Source organism: Amycolatopsis sp. NPDC114505 (assembly GCF_055633615.1).
Genome location: NZ_JBVKDV010000002.1, coordinates 535080 through 550491, shown reverse-complemented (window position 1 = coordinate 550491; position 15412 = coordinate 535080). Strand labels below are relative to the sequence as shown.

At 73.2% G+C, this 15412-nt stretch carries 18 protein-coding genes; 12 read left to right on the top strand and 6 right to left on the bottom strand.

The window, feature by feature from the left end; all coding sequences use genetic code 11:
• Positions 1 to 29: 29 nt before the first annotated feature.
• The 3 genes from ACZ7OU_RS20615 (at position 30) to ACZ7OU_RS20605 (ending at position 2623) form a co-directional block, all read left to right on the top strand.
• The gene (locus ACZ7OU_RS20615; protein WP_470257632.1) at positions 30 to 1583 is read left to right on the top strand and encodes a PucR family transcriptional regulator; all 1554 of its coding nucleotides are present in this window, start codon (positions 30 to 32) and stop codon (positions 1581 to 1583) included.
• 19 nt (positions 1584 to 1602) lie between these two features.
• Positions 1603 to 2259: a maleylpyruvate isomerase N-terminal domain-containing protein gene (locus tag ACZ7OU_RS20610; RefSeq protein WP_470256268.1), complete on the top strand. Its 657-nt coding sequence runs from the start codon at positions 1603 to 1605 to the stop codon at positions 2257 to 2259.
• Between the two features lie 70 nt (positions 2260 to 2329).
• On the top strand, positions 2330 to 2623 hold the full coding sequence (locus ACZ7OU_RS20605) for a putative quinol monooxygenase (protein WP_470256267.1): 294 nt from the start codon (positions 2330 to 2332) through the stop codon (positions 2621 to 2623).
• A gap of 47 nt (positions 2624 to 2670) precedes the next feature.
• Here ACZ7OU_RS20605 and ACZ7OU_RS20600 read toward each other — a convergent pair whose 3' ends face one another.
• The 3 genes from ACZ7OU_RS20600 to ACZ7OU_RS20590 form a co-directional block, all read right to left on the bottom strand.
• On the bottom strand, positions 2671 to 2889 hold the full coding sequence (locus ACZ7OU_RS20600; RefSeq protein ID WP_470238466.1) for a S1 RNA-binding domain-containing protein: 219 nt from the start codon (positions 2887 to 2889) through the stop codon (positions 2671 to 2673).
• Positions 2890 to 3092: 203 nt separating this feature from the next.
• Positions 3093 to 4070, bottom strand: a complete 978-nt coding sequence (locus tag ACZ7OU_RS20595) for an LLM class flavin-dependent oxidoreductase (protein WP_470256266.1) — start codon at positions 4068 to 4070, stop codon at positions 3093 to 3095.
• Positions 4071 to 4118: 48 nt separating this feature from the next.
• Positions 4119 to 4511, bottom strand: a complete 393-nt coding sequence (locus ACZ7OU_RS20590; protein ID WP_470238468.1) for a DUF6221 family protein — start codon at positions 4509 to 4511, stop codon at positions 4119 to 4121.
• 371 nt (positions 4512 to 4882) lie between these two features.
• Between ACZ7OU_RS20590 and ACZ7OU_RS20585 the strand changes: the two genes are divergently transcribed.
• Complete coding sequence (locus tag ACZ7OU_RS20585) at positions 4883 to 5047, top strand: hypothetical protein (protein WP_470256265.1); 165 nt, start codon at positions 4883 to 4885, stop codon at positions 5045 to 5047.
• A gap of 273 nt (positions 5048 to 5320) precedes the next feature.
• Here the strand turns inward: ACZ7OU_RS20585 and ACZ7OU_RS20580 are convergent, their stop codons facing one another.
• The gene (locus tag ACZ7OU_RS20580; protein ID WP_470256264.1) at positions 5321 to 6340 is read right to left on the bottom strand and encodes a DNA polymerase domain-containing protein; all 1020 of its coding nucleotides are present in this window, start codon (positions 6338 to 6340) and stop codon (positions 5321 to 5323) included.
• Positions 6341 to 6446: 106 nt separating this feature from the next.
• Here ACZ7OU_RS20580 and ACZ7OU_RS20575 point away from each other — a divergent pair, with 106 nt between their 5' ends.
• The 8 genes from ACZ7OU_RS20575 to ACZ7OU_RS20540 all read left to right on the top strand — a co-directional run bounded on the left by ACZ7OU_RS20575 (position 6447) and on the right by ACZ7OU_RS20540 (position 12796).
• Positions 6447 to 7109: a TVP38/TMEM64 family protein gene (locus tag ACZ7OU_RS20575; RefSeq protein ID WP_470238470.1), complete on the top strand. Its 663-nt coding sequence runs from the start codon at positions 6447 to 6449 to the stop codon at positions 7107 to 7109.
• A gap of 166 nt (positions 7110 to 7275) precedes the next feature.
• Entirely contained in the window at positions 7276 to 8877 is a 1602-nt protein-coding gene (locus ACZ7OU_RS20570) for a serine/threonine-protein kinase (protein ID WP_470256263.1), read from the top strand.
• A 54-nt stretch (positions 8878 to 8931) separates the two neighbouring features.
• Positions 8932 to 9237, top strand: coding sequence for an aminotransferase class IV (locus ACZ7OU_RS20565; protein WP_470238471.1), 306 nt, complete (start codon positions 8932 to 8934; stop codon positions 9235 to 9237).
• A 19-nt stretch (positions 9238 to 9256) separates the two neighbouring features.
• A complete protein-coding gene (gene msrB, locus ACZ7OU_RS20560; protein WP_470256262.1) occupies positions 9257 to 9679 on the top strand; it encodes a peptide-methionine (R)-S-oxide reductase MsrB in 423 nt (140 codons plus the stop codon).
• Between the two features lie 87 nt (positions 9680 to 9766).
• Entirely contained in the window at positions 9767 to 10684 is a 918-nt protein-coding gene (locus ACZ7OU_RS20555) for a TIGR04222 domain-containing membrane protein (protein WP_470256261.1), read from the top strand.
• 66 nt (positions 10685 to 10750) lie between these two features.
• The gene (locus ACZ7OU_RS20550; RefSeq protein WP_470238474.1) at positions 10751 to 11671 is read left to right on the top strand and encodes a TIGR04222 domain-containing membrane protein; all 921 of its coding nucleotides are present in this window, start codon (positions 10751 to 10753) and stop codon (positions 11669 to 11671) included.
• On the top strand, positions 11664 to 12461 hold the full coding sequence (locus tag ACZ7OU_RS20545; RefSeq protein WP_470256260.1) for an MbnB/TglH/ChrH family RiPP precursor modification enzyme: 798 nt from the start codon (positions 11664 to 11666) through the stop codon (positions 12459 to 12461). The genes ACZ7OU_RS20550 and ACZ7OU_RS20545 overlap by 8 nt, the downstream gene beginning before the upstream one ends.
• Positions 12458 to 12796, top strand: coding sequence for an SCO6045 C-terminal-like domain-containing protein (locus tag ACZ7OU_RS20540; protein ID WP_470256259.1), 339 nt, complete (start codon positions 12458 to 12460; stop codon positions 12794 to 12796). The genes ACZ7OU_RS20545 and ACZ7OU_RS20540 overlap by 4 nt, the downstream gene beginning before the upstream one ends.
• 557 nt (positions 12797 to 13353) lie before the next feature.
• On the opposite strand, the gene ACZ7OU_RS20535 is transcribed toward ACZ7OU_RS20540, so the two are convergent.
• Both ACZ7OU_RS20535 and hemQ read right to left on the bottom strand, forming a co-directional pair.
• The gene (locus ACZ7OU_RS20535; RefSeq protein WP_470256258.1) at positions 13354 to 14697 is read right to left on the bottom strand and encodes a CoA transferase; all 1344 of its coding nucleotides are present in this window, start codon (positions 14695 to 14697) and stop codon (positions 13354 to 13356) included.
• Positions 14697 to 15389, bottom strand: coding sequence for a hydrogen peroxide-dependent heme synthase (gene hemQ, locus ACZ7OU_RS20530; protein ID WP_155544358.1), 693 nt, complete (start codon positions 15387 to 15389; stop codon positions 14697 to 14699). Before hemQ ends, ACZ7OU_RS20535 begins: the two co-directional genes overlap by 1 nt.
• Between the last annotated feature and the right edge of the window lie 23 nt (positions 15390 to 15412).

Genomic DNA, 15412 nt, shown 5'->3' with positions numbered 1-15412 from the left:
AAATCAATCGGGTGACTTTGGCCGATCCGATAACGTCGTTGCGGCACGTGCTGGCGACCCTCGGGGAACCGCTCGTCGAGGTCGTCGTGGCGCCGCACGGCCTGGGCGTCCCGGTCACCGACGTCGTGATCCTCGACCCCGAAGACCCCCTGGAAGCCGGGCCGGGCGACCTGGTGCTGGTGATCGGCGCGCGCGGCCGGGCGGCGGCGCCGGCGATCCGCGCGGCCGGGCGCGGCGGGGCGGCCGCGGTGGCGGTCAAGGGCGCGACGGGCGCCGACGTCGCCGCCGACGCGGGCATCGCGCTCCTCACGGTCGGCGCGGAAGCGCGCTGGGAGCAGGTGGAGTCGCTGGCCCGCGGGGTCGTCGAGGCGGCGCGCGCGGGCGGCGAAGCGGCCAGCGGCGAGGTGCTCGGTGACCTGTTCGCCCTGGCCCAGACGATCGCGACGCTCACCGGTGGCCTGGTCAGCATCGAGGACACGGCGAACCGCGTGCTCGCGTATTCCCGGGCCGGCGACGAGGTCGACGAGCTGCGGCGGCTGTCGATCCTCGGCCGCGAAGGCCCGGAACGTTACCTCGCGATGTTGCGCGAATGGGGCATCTACCAGCGGCTTCGCGCCGGGGAGGGGATCGTCCGGATCGACGAGCGACCGGAGCTGGGCATCCGCCGGCGCATCGCGGCGGGCATCCACGCGGGCAAGCAACCGCTCGGCACGATCTGGGTCCAGGAGGGCGCGCAGCCGCTCACCGAACGCGCCGAGACGGCCCTGCTCGGCGCGAGCCGCGCCCTCGCACCGCAGCTGATCCGCGCCCGGACGCTGCCCAGCCCGGAGCTGCGGCTGCGGGAGGACCTCCTCGCGAGCCTCCTCGAAGGGCGGCTGGACGCGGAGTCCGTCGCGGACGACATCGGCGCGGACCCGGCCCGGCCGGCGCAGGTCCTGGCGTTCTCCTTGGAGCGATCGGGCAACCGGCAGCTGCGCCGAGCCGAGCTGGTGCACCTCATCGCCGTCCACACGGCCGCTTACCGGCGCAGCGCACTGGTGAGCGTGATCGGCGGCCGCGTCTACGCGCTGCTGCCGGACCTGCCCGAGCACTCGGACGCGGCGGTCCTGGCACTGGCGAAGGAGATCGCCGGCACCGCGCGGCGGCACCTGGACGTCCCGGTGCGGGCGGCCCTCGGCGGCGTGGTGCCCCGGCTGTCGGACGCGGCGGCGTCCCGGGGCGACGCGGACCGCGTCCTGGCGGCGATGGCGCGCGGGCACTGGGAGGCCGACGTCGCCTCGCTGGCCGACGTCCGCGCCGAGGTGCTGCTGTCGGAGGTGCTGGCGTTCCTCGGCGGGCAGCCCCGGATCCGCGACCCGCGGCTGACGTCGCTGGTGGAGCACGACGCCGAGCACGGCGGCATCCTGGTCCCGGCGGTCCTGGCGTGGCTCGACGCGTTCGGCGACGTCCGGGCGGCGGCCCGGGTCCTGAACATCCACCCCAACACGGTCCGCTACCGCGTCCGGCGCGCCGGTGAAGTGTCCGGAGTGGACTTCGCCGACCCCGCTCAGCGCATCCTCACTCAGCTGCAGCTGAGGCTCTGACCCTGCTAGCTTCGCCGGCGTGGATCTCTTCTCGCGCACGTGGGCGGCGTTGCGCGCCGCGGTCGCCGCTCTTCCGGACGACGACTTCGCGAAGCCGTCGGGGTGCCGGGGGTGGCTGGTCCGGGACCTGGTCTGCCACCTGGTGATCGACGCGCAGGACGTCCTGATCACGCTGGTGACACCGGCTTCTTCGGCGGTGACGCACGACGCCGTGACGTACTGGGCGGTGACGGACGCGCCGCCTTCGGCCGACGACCCGCTGGACGCGCTGATCGTCCGCCTGGCGGCGGCGTACGAGGACCCGGCGCTGCTGAAGTTCCACCTCGACGACGTGGGCGCGGCGGCGGGCCGGGCGGCCGATCTGGCGGACCCGGCGACGCGGGTGTCGACGCAGGACATGGTCCTCACCGCGGGCGACTACCTGTCGGCGTACGTGCTGGAGTGGACGCTGCACCACCTGGACCTGGTGGCGCACGTGCCGTCCGCGGCCGGGCCGCCCGCCGAGGGCGTGGCGCGGACACGCGAGATGCTGGCGCAGATCGCCGGAACGACGTTCCCGGCGTCGTTCTCCGACGAAGACGTGCTGCTGGTGGCGACCGGCCGCCGCTCCCCCACGGACGCCGAGCGCGAGGCCCTCGGCGACCTGGCCGCGCGGCTGCCGTTCGTGCTCGGCTGATCCTTCGGCGAAGGCCGCAACCCCGGCGGCCTACGGTGGAGGAACCCGCCCTCCAGGAAGGCTTCCCCCGATGCCCGAACTGCAAGTCATCGCCCGGCACACCCTCCCCGCCGGCAGGACGGCCGAGCTGCTGCCGCTGTACCGGCGGCTCGCCGAAGCCAGCCGCGGCGAGCCGGGCAACCTCGCGTTCGAGGTCTACCGGGACCTGGACGACGAGCACAGCGTCGTCCTCCTCGAGCGGTACACCTCGCCGGAGGCCTTCGAGGAGCACCGGCGGACCCCGCACTTCAAGGAGCTCGTCCTCGAGCAGCTGGTCCCGAACCTCGCGAGCCGCACCATCGAGTCGTACCAGGCCACGGACTGACCGCCGCGGCTTCGGGGCCGGGCGCCCGGCCCCGAAGCTTCGTCGGACTAGGCCCGCACCAGGCTGAACCGGCGGCGTTCCTCGTCGACGCGGTCGATGCGGACGCTCACCCGGCTCCCGGTCTCGGGGGCCGTATCGGTCACCCACAGGCCGTGGACACCGGGCGCGACCTCGACGAACGCGCCGAACGGGACCACCCGCGCCACGACGCCGTCGAGCACCTCGCCGCCGGCGTGGGCCGCGACGAACTCTTGCCATTGGGACATGCGATTCACCTCCTTCCCGCGCACGTTCCGATGACGGAAGACGTGCGGGAGGCGGCGGGCCACGGGGCCGCCCGGAGGTCACGGCACAGCCGGGTACCCCGTCTGCTCACGGCTCGAGGCCGACCCGGCAGTCACGCGAAAACCATACCGCGAAAACGTCACCGTAATATTCCGACGCGGTACTGCCGCAATTCGATATCCCCTCACGAAATGGGGACGCGAAGGCCGGCGACTCCGGCCAGCGCGGCGAAAGAATCGAGCCGCGCGGATTGGTCGTAGGCGGCGGTAGTGGCGAGGACTTCGTCGGCGCCCACGGCCGCGACGAGCGCGCCCAGGCGGTCCTCGACTTCGGCCGGGGTGCCCGAGATCTGGCCGTCCAGGGTCTCGTCGAGGCGCCTGCGCTCGCGGTCGGTCATGGGCCGGGCCAGGACCTCCGCGGGCGGTGACAGCGGCGGGAAGACGCCGTGGGAGCGCGAATACACCGTCGCCCACGCCTCCGACACGAGCAGGCGGCGCGCGTCGGCCGCCGAGTCCGCGACGGCGATCGCGGACGACACCACGACGTACGGCTCCCGCGCCCACTCCGACGGCCGGAAGCCGTCGCGGTAGCGCGTCACGGCCTCGACCAGGGCGCGTTCGCCGCGGACGGGCGCGATCACCAGCGGCAGCCCGAGGTCCGCGGCGAGGTCGGCGCCGGACCCGGTGGCCAGCAGGAACGGCGGCACGCGCAGGCCCTCGGCGGGGTAGGCGTGGACACCCGCGTGCGAGCCGGTGAAGAACCCGAGCAGCTCCCGGACCTGCGCGCCGAAGTCGTCGGCGGCTTCCTTGCCCTGGCCGAGCGCCTCGCGGACGCCGGCGGTGAAGCCGACCGAGCGCCCCAGTCCCATGTCGATCCGGCCGGGGTACAGCGCTTCCAGGACGCCGAACTGCTCCGCGACGACCAGCGGCCGGTGGTTCGGCAGCATGACGCCCCCGGTGCCGACCCGGATCCGGCTGGTCGCGGCCGCGACGGCGGCGGCCAGCACGGCCGGCGCGGAGCCGGCGACCCCGGGCACGCCGTGGTGCTCGGAGACCCAGAACCGGTGGTAGCCCAGCCGTTCCACGCCGGAAGCGAACGCGACGGTGTCCCTCAGCGCCCGCGCTGCCCCGCCGTCACGCCGCACCGGCGAACGGTCGAGCACGGAGATCCTCACCCCGGGTGCAACGCCCGGCGCGGGCCGGGATTCCCGTCAGGGGCGCCAGCGCTCGCTGTAGTCCGGGTGGTCGGTGTAGGGCAGGGCCAGCAGGCGCAGCGTGAGGCACCAGTTGGAGCCGGCCTCGTCGGCGGGCACGTGGCAGGTCTCACACCAGTATTCGCTGCCGTAGAGCGGAAAGCCGGGCACCTTCTCCGACACCGTGGTGCGGTGCGCGAGCAGGATCCGCCGGGCCGCCTCGATCTCGTTGATCATCTGGTTGACCGCGTCCAGGTCCAGGTCGGTCAGCCCGCGGATCTTCTGCTCCACGGCGACTTTCGTCTCGCCGCGGTTCATCGCGTCGCCGGCTTTCGCCTTGTTGACGGCCTGCATGATCATCGCCTGCCGCGCACCCACGCGCGCGGCGAGGAAAGCGATCAGGTCGTCCACTGAGGGCCTCCCTCGAACTCGCCCCGGGGACATGTCCCCGGGGAGTCGTCGATCCGGGACCGCACGTTACGCCGTTCGAGCCGGTGGTCGAGACCACCGAGGCGGCCGTACGCCATTTGTGACCCGAAAGGCGACAGTGGGCAGCGAACTGCTCACTCCGCGTTTCCCGCGGTGAGATTCCGATTAAGGCTTTGACGGTTTCGGGCCCGCGAAAGTGGCGCGCGGCACCCTTGTGGCCTCGATTACACCCGGTATCGATCGGGCGTACTCCGGTGCCGCTGAGTAACACCGGTCCCGGCCGCGGCGTCTGTCCCGGGCACCAGAGTCCACGGAGGCGAGCCCTGTCCGCTGCGCTTCCGCCCGTGTCGCGGGTGCCCGCTCGGCCGAAGCGCCAGAAGCAGCCGTGGATCGTCGGCGCGGAGCTCGTGGTCCCCGCCCTCTTGGCGGGCGTCGCGACGGCGATTGCCGTCGGCAAGGCGTCTTCGAGCCCGCGCCTGGACAAGACCCAGGCAGCGCCTGCGTCGGCCCCGGCGTGACCGGGGCTCCGCAGACGGTGGGATCCGGCCTCGCGACGCCACCACCAGTCCCTCGATTCCGGCCTTCGTCGCGCCGGCCACCACCGAGCCCGCCCTGCCCGAGCCCACGCGAAGGACTACTCGGTCGATCTGGCGGTCGTCTCGAAGCAGTGCTTCGGCTCCGCGGGGTGCACCGTCGTCGTCGAACCGAAGCTGACTTTCCTCGGGCGCGAGCACGAGACGGCCTACGCGCAGGGCGAGCGTGACGGCGGTCGGCTGCCGCAAGCCGCAAGGTCACTCCTCCGGCCGCGCCTTGCTGGGCTGGACCCGCTTGGGCTCCCCCGGCATCTTGGGGTAGTCCGGCGGGTACGGCATGTCCCCCAGCCCGTGGTCGCGCAGGTCGCGCTCGTACCACTCCAGGGCCTTCTCCAGGCCGAACGCCTCCGCGTCCATCGCCTCGTGCAGGTCGCCGTGCGAGGCCAGGAACGCCGGGATCGTCAGCACGTCGAAGTCGTCCGCGTCGACCTCGCCCAGCAGGTCCCACGTCAGGGGCGTCGACACCGTGGCGCGCGGGGTGCCGCGGACCGACCAGCTCGACGCCACCGTGCGGTCGCGCGCCGCCTGGTTGTAGTCCAGGAACACGCGGCCGCCGCGCTCCTCCTTCCACCACGCGATCGTCGCCTTCTCCGGGATGCGGCGCTCGACCTCGCGGCCCAGCGCGATCACCGCGTGGCGGACCTCGACGAAGTCCCACTCCGGCCGGATCCGGACCAGCACGTGCACCCCGCGGCCGCCGGAGGTCTTCGGGTAGCCCGTCAACCCCGCGTCGGCGAGCACGTCACGCACCACCAAAGCGACCTCGACCGCGTCGGCGAACCCGGCCCGGTCGGGCGGGTCGACGTCGATGCGCAGCTCGTCCGGGTGGTCCACGTCGGGGCGGCGGACCGGCCACGGGTGGAAGTCGAACGTGCCCAGGTTGGCCGCCCAGGCGAAGACCGCCGGCTCGGTCGGGCACACCTCGGCGGCCTTGCGGCCCGACGGGAACGTGATCTCGGCGGTCTCTAGCCAGTCCGGCGCCCCCTTCGGCACGCGCTTGGCGTAGAACCACTCGCCCTCGACGCCGTCGACGTAGCGCTTCAGCGTGGTCGGCCGCTCGCCGATCGCGCGCAGCAGCGGCCCGCCGACGGTGATGTAGTGCTCGACGACCTGCCGCTTGGTGATGCCGCGCTGGGGGAAGTACACCTTGTCCGGGCTCGAGACGCGGACGGTGCGGCCGCCCACCTCGTACTCGACCGGGTCACCGTGCTTGGGCATGCGGCCACGCTAGCGGTGATCGGGCTCACCGGGGCGCTGCGCCGAACGCCGAACGTGCCCCGGAGGCCGGCGAGGCCCGCAACGGACCGCCGGTAGGCTGGAGCGGGTGTCCGGCCGCACCAAGCTGATCGTCGCGCTCGCCGTGCTCGCCCTCTTCGCGGCGGCCGCGGTGCTGCTGCCGATCCCCGGGCCCGCCGAGCTCCGCGCCTGGGCCGCCGCCACCGGGCCCGCCACGCCGCTGGTGCTGTTCGTCGCGTATTCGCTGCTCACCGTCGCGCCGATCCCGCGCACGGTGTTCAACCTGGCCGCCGGCCTGCTGGTCGGCACCGCGGCCGGGATCGCCATCGGCCTGGTCGCCACCACCATCGCGGCCGGCCTGTCCTTCGGCCTGGCCCGGCTGCTCGGCCGCGACCTGGTCACCCGGCACCTGCACCGATCCGCCGTCCGGACGGTCAACGACCGGCTCTCCGGCGGCGGCGTCCTCGCGATCACCTCGCTGCGGCTGATCCCGGTGGTGCCGTTCGCGCCGTTCAGCTACCTCTGCGGCGTGTCGGCCGTGCGGCCGGTCCCGTACCTGGCCGGTACGCTCCTCGGCAGCGTGCCCGGCACCGTCGCCGTGGTCGTCCTCGGCGACGCCCTGACCGGCGACACGCCGCCCGCGCTGCTCGTCTGCTACGGCGCGTTCGCGCTGGCCGGGGCGCTCGGACTGGTCAGGGTGTTCAAGAAACGGGCCCCGGCCGAACCGGAGCCCGCCGGACCGGCTGGCTGACGCGAACAGCACGGGGCCGACCGCTACACTCGATCGGGTGCGCGAAGCGGAAACGCGCTGAGCAGGGCCACCATCACCGGGAATTTCGTCAGGAGCAGTCGCCATCGACACCGGTCAGCTGATCGCGGGGCACTACCGCCTCGTCGAGCACATTGGTAGCGGTGCCATGGGAGTCGTGTGGCGCGCCACCGACGTGCGCCTCGAGCGCGACGTCGCGATCAAGCAGATCCTCCCCCAGCCGGGCGTCTCCGAGACCGAGCGCGACAACATGCGCCAGCGCGCGATGCGCGAGGCGAAGAACGCGGCCCGGTTCCAGCACCCGAACGCGATCGTGGTGTTCGACATCGCCGAGCACAACGGCGACCCGTGCCTGGTGATGGAGTACCTGAACGGGCCCAGCCTCTCCACGATCCTCTCCCAGGACGGCACGCTGCCCCTCGGCCGGATCGCCCGGATCGGCGAGCAGGTCGCGTCCGCGCTGGTCGCCGCGCACCGGGCCGGGATCGTCCACCGCGACGTCAAGCCCGGCAACATCCTCATCGACGAGACCGGCACCGCGAAGATCACCGACTTCGGCATCTCGCGCGCGGCAGGCGACATGACGCTGACGGCCACCGGCCTGATCGGCGGCACCCCCGCCTACCTGGCGCCCGAGCTGGCCCGCGGCGCCGACCCGGTGCCCAGCTCCGACGTCTTCGCCCTCGGCGCGACCCTCTACCAGGCGATCGAGGGCACCACGCCGTACGGCAACACCACCAACCAGCTCGCGCTGCTCTACGCGGCGGCGAACGGCCAGATCAACCCGCCGGTGCAGGCGGGCGCGGCCACCGCGCTGCTGATGAGCCTGCTGCGCAGCGAGCCGGGCGAGCGGCCGAGCATGGCCGAGGCCCGGGAGCGGCTGGCCGCGCTGGCCCGCACCGAGCCGGGCGGCGCGATGGCGTCACCGCCGCTGCTCTCCGGCGGCGGGGGCCGCAAGCCCGCCGGCCCCGCCGAGAGCGGCGACCGCCCGCCGTGGCAGCGCACCGACCAGCCCGCACCGCCGTCGCCGCCGGTCGGCACGCCCGCGCCCGGGGGCAAGGCGCCGTCGAACCCGCCGCGCCCGACGGCGGCGTTCATGCCGATGCGGTCGCCGGCGGCACCGCCGAACACCCCGCCCAGACCGATGCCCGCCGCCGCTCCGACGGCGAGGGCCCCGCAGTACTCGTCGACCCCCTCGAAGCCGGACAACAAGCGCAAGTACGCGCTGCTCGCCGGCGGCGGCGCCGCGGTCGTCGTGGTCGCGGTCATCATCTTCCTGGTGGTCAACTCCGGCGGGGGCGGCGGAACGGGCGGCACCACGAACGCCCAGTCGCCGAACCAGCCCACCACCGGGCAGTCGAGCCCGAAGACCAGCCGCTCCGACGACGCCCCCGCGTCCGGCCAGCTGGGCAAGACCCCGTCCGAAGGCAAGATCACGGACTTCGGCCAGGCGGGCCGGCTGCTCACCGACAGCTACTACCCGAACCCGGGCGCCGGCTGGGGCTATCTGACGCCGGCCGCGCAGGCGGTCTACGGCTCGCAGGCCGAGTACCAGACCTACTGGAACGAGCAAAAGGGCAGCATCAAGGGCTACCGGCAGGCCAAGGCGGAGGACGCCGGGGACGGCTCGCTGAACCTGACCATGGAGCTCAACGGCACCCGCCGGGCGTACCACATCGTGCTGATGAACGGGCAGTTGCTGATCGACAGCAACACCAGGCTCGACGCGAACCCCAACACCGGCCTGTAGAGACTTAACACGCCGCTGGTGGGCTGACGGGCGCGGATGGCCTACCGTGGACGCATGGCCGACAACGGAGCTTCGCTGCCGGGCCAGAATCCTCGCTTCCACGAGGATCTGGTCGGCCTGGATCCGTACGACCCGGAGGCGCTGGCGTTCGCCGAGCACCTCGACCGGATCGAGCGATCCGGTCCCAACTACACCATCGAAGCCGCGCTCGACGGCGTCTCCGACTTCGCCGATTCCAGCAACCGCCTCGGCGGCCTGCGCTACTGGGTGTCGGCCTTCATCGTCGTGCTCATCGTGCTCGGCGTGATCGTGGCCGCATGGGACATCGTCGTGCACGCCCTGGCGTGGCTCGCGGCGTAACGTGGAGCGGGTGAAAGGTATGAAACCCGTTGTCGGCGCCACCCCCCGCGTCGTGAAGTCCGAGCAGGAATGGCGGGAGCAGCTGGGCCCGGAAGAGTACGCCGTGCTCCGCCAGGCCGGCACCGAACGGCCGTTCACCGGTGAGTACACCGACACGAAGACCACCGGCGTCTACGAGTGCCGGGCCTGCGGTGCCGAGCTCTTCCGCAGCGACACCAAGTTCGAAAGCCACTGCGGGTGGCCGTCGTTCTTCGACCCGGCGGACTCCGACGCCGTCCTGCTGCGCGAGGACCGCGCGATGGGGATGAAGCGGATCGAGGTGCTCTGCGGCTCCTGCCACAGCCATCTCGGGCACGTCTTCGAGGGCGAGGGCTACGCGACCCCGACCGACCAGCGCTACTGCATCAACTCGATTTCGCTGAAGCTGGTACCCCAGTCGTAGCACCGCCAGCCTAAATCCTCCTCAAGCCGACAACCGCCGCCCTTCCTCGAACGTAGTCTCCGCACACGGACGAGGGAGGGCGGCGTCATGACCGACACCTGGGGCATTCCCGGACCGCTGTTCACGGGCCTCTACCTGGGCCTGCTGCTCGTACCCGCGGCCTACGCCGCGGTGCGCGTCACGCTGCTGCGGCGCGGCCGCGCGGGCGGCGCGCCGGAACGGGCCGAAGAGCTGGCGCTGCTGACCGGGGGACGCACGCGCGCCGGCGAGTTCGTCGTCGCGCGGCTGCTGGACGGCAAGGTCATCCGGATGGACGGCACCGGCCGCGTGCACCGCGTCCGGGGCAGCGCGCCGGACGACCTGGGCCGGGCCGCGCTGGTCCGGATCAGCAAGACCGGCACCGCCGTCGCTTCGGTGAGCCGTGAAGTGCTGCACCACCCGGCGCTGGCCGACCTGGAGAACGGCCTGGTCGCGCGCGGCCTGCTCGTCGACGCGGGGAAGATCCGCCGGACCTGGGTGTTCACCGCCGTCGCGTACTGGGTGCTGGTCGTCTTCGGGATTCTCCGGCTGATCGCGGGCAGCTCCACCGGGCACCCCGTCGGCTTCCTGGTGGGCCTGCTGCTGCTCGGCCTGGTCGCGGCCATCTTCGTCACGACCCGGGCCGCGAACCCCTCCGAGGTCAAGGCCACCACCGCCGGGCGGGCCGCGGCGGGCGAGGCCGAGCGCGCCGGCTCGCTGACGTCCGGCCCGGCGGGCGCGGTCGCCGCCGGCGGGTTCGGCGGCCACCCCGACAAGGACGTCCGGCTGGCCGTCAGCCGCGCCACGGTGGTGTCGACGTCCCGTGCCTACAGCCGCCGCGGCCGGTGGGCGGCGGCCGGCGGCGGTGGCGGGTTCGCCGGCTACTACGGCGGCAGCTCCTGCGGTGGAGCGAGCGGTGGCAGCTCTTGCGGCGGTGGTGGCGGGGGCGGCTGCGGAGGCGGTGGCGGCGGGGGGTGCGGCGGTTGAAACGCCGACGCGACCACCCGCGTCTCACAGCTACGGTAACCGCAACTCAGTGAGGGGAGACGGGCGATGAACGACCCGTGGGGCATCTCCGGACCGGATTTCGTGGTCCTCTACATCGCACTGCTCGGCGCGGCGCTGCTGCTCCGGCTCATCGTGTCCGGGGTCGTCGCCGCCCGCGCGTTGCGGGCCGACAACGTCCAGCCGGGACCGCCGCCGACCGTCTACCAGCTCGCGTTCCTCGCGGGCGGGCCCGACCGGGCCGTCGACGCGGCGATCGCGGCGCTGGTGGAGCGCGGCCAGCTGCGCGTCAACAGCTACAAGCAGGTCAGCCAGGCCGGCGCGCGACCGTCCGAGCCGCTGGAGCAGGCGGTCTTCGACGCGGCGCAGCTCAAGACGACGGCGACGCTGCGCGCCTACGGCCGCCGGTCGGCCGCGATGCGCGCGCTGGAAGAGGGTCTCGACCAGCGGGGTCTGCTGGCGTCGGCGGCCGCCAAGCGGCAGTCCCGGACGTTCGGGCTCGTGCTGCAGCTGGCCGTGCTGGTGGTCGGCGTCCTGCGGCTGGTCAACGGCATCTCGCTCGGCCGGCCGGTCGGCGTCCTGGTGTTCCTGGTGCTGATCGCGGCGGTGCTGACGATCGTGGCCGCGGTCCGGCGGTCGAAGACCGGACCCCGGCAGCCGTCGGCCGCGGGGCAGCGCCTGCTCGGCCAGGCCCGGTCCGCGGCGAGCGGCCCGGTGCCGGCCGGGATGCTGGCGGGCGGCGTGCTGCTCGGCGGCGCGGTGGCCGCGGTCGCCCTCGGCGGCTGGGCGATGTACCCGGACGAGGAGCTGAGCGCGGCGCTGATGCCGCCCGCGGGCTCCTTCGGCGGCGGCGGGTCGTCGGGCGGGTCGTCGTGCTCCAGCTCGTCGTGCAGCAGTGGGTCGTCGTGCAGCAGCGGGTCTTCCTGCGGCGGCGGCTCGTCGTGCGGCGGCGGTGGCTGCGGTGGGTGAGCTGGGCATCGGCATCGGCTGGCGGCACGAGCTGGACCTGTCCATCGCGCGGCTGCCCGGCGTCGACTGGGTGGAGGTGGTCGCCGAGAACCTGCACGCCGACCACCTCCCGGAGACGCTCGTCGCGCTGCGGAAGCGGATGCCGGTGCTGCCGCACGCGGTGTCGCTGTCGCTGGGCGGGGCCGAGCCATTGGACACCGGGCGCGTCCAGCACCTCGCGGAGATCGCGCGGGCGCTGGACGCACCGCTGGTCAGCGACCACGTGTGCTTCGTGCGCGCGGGCGGGCTCGACTCGGGCCACCTGATGCCGCTCCCCCGCACCCGCGAGGCGCTGGACGTGCTGGTGGCCAACGTCCGGCTCGCGCAGTCCATCGTGGACGTCCCGTTCGCGCTCGAGAACATCGCGGCGGTGCTGGACTGGCCGGACGCCGAGCTGACCGAGGAGCAGTTCCTCACCGAGCTGACCGAGCGGACGGACTGCCGGCTGATCATCGACGTGGCGAACCTGTACGCCAACGCCCGCAACATCGGCACCGACCCGGAGCGGTTCCTCGACGGCATCCCGTGGGAGCGGCTGGCGTACGTGCACATGGCGGGCGGAACCGAGCGCGACGGCGTGTACCACGACACCCACGCCCACCCGGTGCTGCCGGAGGTGCTTTCGCTGCTCGCGGAGCTCCGCCGCCGCACGGATCCGCCGGGGGTGCTGCTGGAACGCGACGACGACTACCCGACCGACGACGAGCTCGCGGCGGAGCTGGCGGCGTTGCGGGCGGCGGTGACGGAGTGAGCCGGGCGGAGCTGGCGGCTCAGCAGGCTTCGTTGCTGCGAGCGTTGTTGGCTGACGGGCCGGCGCCGGAGGGTTTCGACGCTTCGCGGCTTCGCGTGGAGGCTCAGGTCCTGCGCCGGAAGCACGGGCGGGTGCTGGCGTACCAGCGGCCGGAGCTGGCGGAGGAGCTCGGGGACCGGTTCGGGCCGCTGTTCACGGAGTTCAATGCTTCGCGGCCGAAGCGGGATAATGAGCGGTCGGGGGCGTACGCGGATGCGTTTGTGACGTGGTTGATCGAGGGTGGGCATGTGCCGAAGCCGAAGCGGGGCTTGGTTTCCCGGCTCCGGCGGCGGTAGTCCACAAGGTGGTGGGCTTGTGGACAGCCCGGGCTGGAGTGGGCTTTTCGTCAGGCAGCGCCGGTAAACTGGCTGCGGGGGCATCCCCCGGGAAGGGCGGGCTGCGTCTGGGCCAGCAGCGGCAGGACGAGCCGCGTCGAGGCCCGGCCGCATCAGGACCAGCTCCGGTCGGGGTCGGCTGTGCCTAGGCCGGCTGCGGCAGGACCGGCCGAGCCAGCTGCGGGGGGCGAGCTGCACCTGGGCCAGCCGCAGCAAGGCAAGCCGCGCGAGGCCCGGCTGCGCCAAGACCGACCGCGTCACCGCCAGCTGCCGCAGGACAAGCCGCGTCGAAGCCCGACTGCGGCAGGACCAGCTGCGGTCGGAGTCGGTTGCTCCCAGGCCGGCTGTGCCGGGGCCAGCCGCAGCAGGACCGGCTGCGCATGGGCCAGCCGCGGCAGGACAAACCACGTCGAGGCGCAGCCGCGTCAGGACCTACCGCTACAGGACCAGCCGCTACAGGACCAGCCGCGCCGAGGCCCACCACCTCAGGACCCCAGCCGCGGTCAGACCCGACCGCGTCAGGGTGTCCAAGTCGGCTTGTCGACACCCGGCAACCGCGTCCCGAAGTCCCACCGGGGCTCCGCTCCCGGCAACCCACCCGCCATCCGGACTCGCGTCAGCCGGCCGTAGCCGCTGTCCACTTCCTCCGTCAGGTCCGCGAAATCCACCTCAGCACCCGCAGGATCCTTACGCCCCAACGAATCCAGCCAACGGCCCGTGCCCGCCAAAGAAAGCCGGACCCGCCACGTGCCGCCGTCGGTTACCTGGCGGCGCAACGCCGTCATCACCGCCGCCGCCGCGAGCCAGCCCGTTCCGTGGTCCAGCGCCTGGACCGGGAGCGGCGACGGGTCGCCGTCGGGACCGAAAGCCATGCCGTTCGACATCTGCACCAAACTGTCGAACCCACGCCGCCGGGCCCACGGACCCTCCCAGCCGTACGCGCTCAAGTCCGCGATCACGAGACCCGGTCGCAGCTCCGCCAGCTCCGCAGGCCCGAAGCCGATGCGGGAAAGCGCACCCGGGCGGAACGACTGCACCAGTACGTCCGCCCGGCTGATCAGCTTCTTCAGCCGCGCGCGGCCGCCCTCCGTGTCCAGTGCCACGAACGCCGATCGCTTGCCCTGACCCGTGTCGCGCACCAGCGTCTCGACGCGCGGCAAGTGCGCCGCGCCGACGTGCAGCACGTCCGCGCCGTGGGCCGCCAGCACCCGCCCTGCCACCGGGCCGGCGAGGACGTGCGTCAACTCCAGGATCCGGATGCCGCCCAGTGGACGGTCCGAATAGAACAACGTCCGCTTCGGCGCTTCGCCGATCGGCGCCAGGTCCACCAACGGCAGTGATGCCACCGCCGCCCCCTGCGGGTGCGCGGCCCAGTCCTCGGGCGATCGCAGCTGCGCCGCCGCTCCCCCGGCCGACACGACCGCGTGCTCGACCTCGCGCGCGCCGCGGCCGGCGACGGCCTTCGTCACCGCGTCCCGGGTCCCGGGGACGCCGAGTCCCCAGCACACCGCCGCTTCGTGACGCGGGTAGTTGCAGTGCAGGCGCACCCAGCCGTCGGCCGTGCGGTAGTTGCCCGACAGCGGCGCCCACACCGGCTCCGGCGAAGCGCCCTCGACGCGCGAGAACCCTTCGCTCGCGAACGCCGCCGCCGCGTGGCGGGTGTCCGCCGTGACGACGCCGGGCTCGATCTCGCGCAGCTTCAGCATTTCGCCGGCCGCCAGGGTTGCCGCGGCAACGGTCGCGGTTGCGGCGGCCGCCACCCGGTACGGGCCGGGCAGCACGTCTTCGGCGCCGGTCAGCTCGACCGGTCCCGGCGCTTCCCCGGTGAGGGTGCGCCAGACGCCGTCCAGGATCTCCGGCACTACGGCAGGGCCGCGACGAGCTCGGCGGGCGGCACGCGGGTGCCGGTGTAGAACGGGATCTCCTCGCGCACGTGCAGCCGCGCCTCGGTGCCGCGCAGGTGCCGCATCAGGTCGACGATCCGGTGCAGCTCGTCGGCCTCGAAGGCCAGGATCCACTCGTAGTCGCCCAGCGCGAACGACGCCACGGTGTTGGCGCGGACGTCCGGGTAGTCGCGGGCTTCCTTGCCGTGGTCGGCGAGCATCTTGCGGCGGTCGGCGTCCGGCAGCAGGTACCACTCGTAGGACCGGACGAACGGGTAGACGCAGATGAACTTGCGCGCCTCTTCGCCGGCGAGGAAGGCCGGGATGTGGCTCTTGTTGAACTCGGCGGGCCGGTGCAGCGCGGTCTGGCTCCAGACCGGCGTCGACGCGCGGCCGAGCGGGGTCCGGCGGAAGCCGGAGTAGGCCGCCTGGACCTGCTCGATCTCCTCGGCGTGCCACCAGATCATGTAGTCGGCGTCGGCGCGCAGGCCCGAGAGGTCGTAGACACCCCGGACGACGACGCCCTTGGCCTCGAGGCCGTCGAGGTACTCGGTCGTCTCGCGCCCGGCCGTCCCGCGGTCCTCGCCCAGCCTGCCGGGCTCGATCCGGAAGACCGACCAGGTGGTGTAGCGGATGGTGTCGTTGAGCTCGTTGTAGTTGACCCGCGCCATGCTTCCATCCTGTCACCGCGGCG

Coding starts and splice junctions, on each gene's coding strand:
- ACZ7OU_RS20605 (WP_470256267.1), top strand. CDS start 2,330: ATGCCCGAACTGCAAGTCATCGCCCGGCACACCCTCCCCGCCGGCAGG.
- ACZ7OU_RS20600 (WP_470238466.1), bottom strand. CDS start 2,889: ATGTCCCAATGGCAAGAGTTCGTCGCGGCCCACGCCGGCGGCGAGGTG.
- ACZ7OU_RS20580 (WP_470256264.1), bottom strand. CDS start 6,340: ATGCCCAAGCACGGTGACCCGGTCGAGTACGAGGTGGGCGGCCGCACC.
- ACZ7OU_RS20570 (WP_470256263.1), top strand. CDS start 7,276: ATGGGAGTCGTGTGGCGCGCCACCGACGTGCGCCTCGAGCGCGACGTC.
- ACZ7OU_RS20565 (WP_470238471.1), top strand. CDS start 8,932: ATGGCCGACAACGGAGCTTCGCTGCCGGGCCAGAATCCTCGCTTCCAC.
- msrB (WP_470256262.1), top strand. CDS start 9,257: ATGAAACCCGTTGTCGGCGCCACCCCCCGCGTCGTGAAGTCCGAGCAG.
- ACZ7OU_RS20555 (WP_470256261.1), top strand. CDS start 9,767: ATGACCGACACCTGGGGCATTCCCGGACCGCTGTTCACGGGCCTCTAC.
- ACZ7OU_RS20550 (WP_470238474.1), top strand. CDS start 10,751: ATGAACGACCCGTGGGGCATCTCCGGACCGGATTTCGTGGTCCTCTAC.
- hemQ (WP_155544358.1), bottom strand. CDS start 15,389: ATGGCGCGGGTCAACTACAACGAGCTCAACGACACCATCCGCTACACC.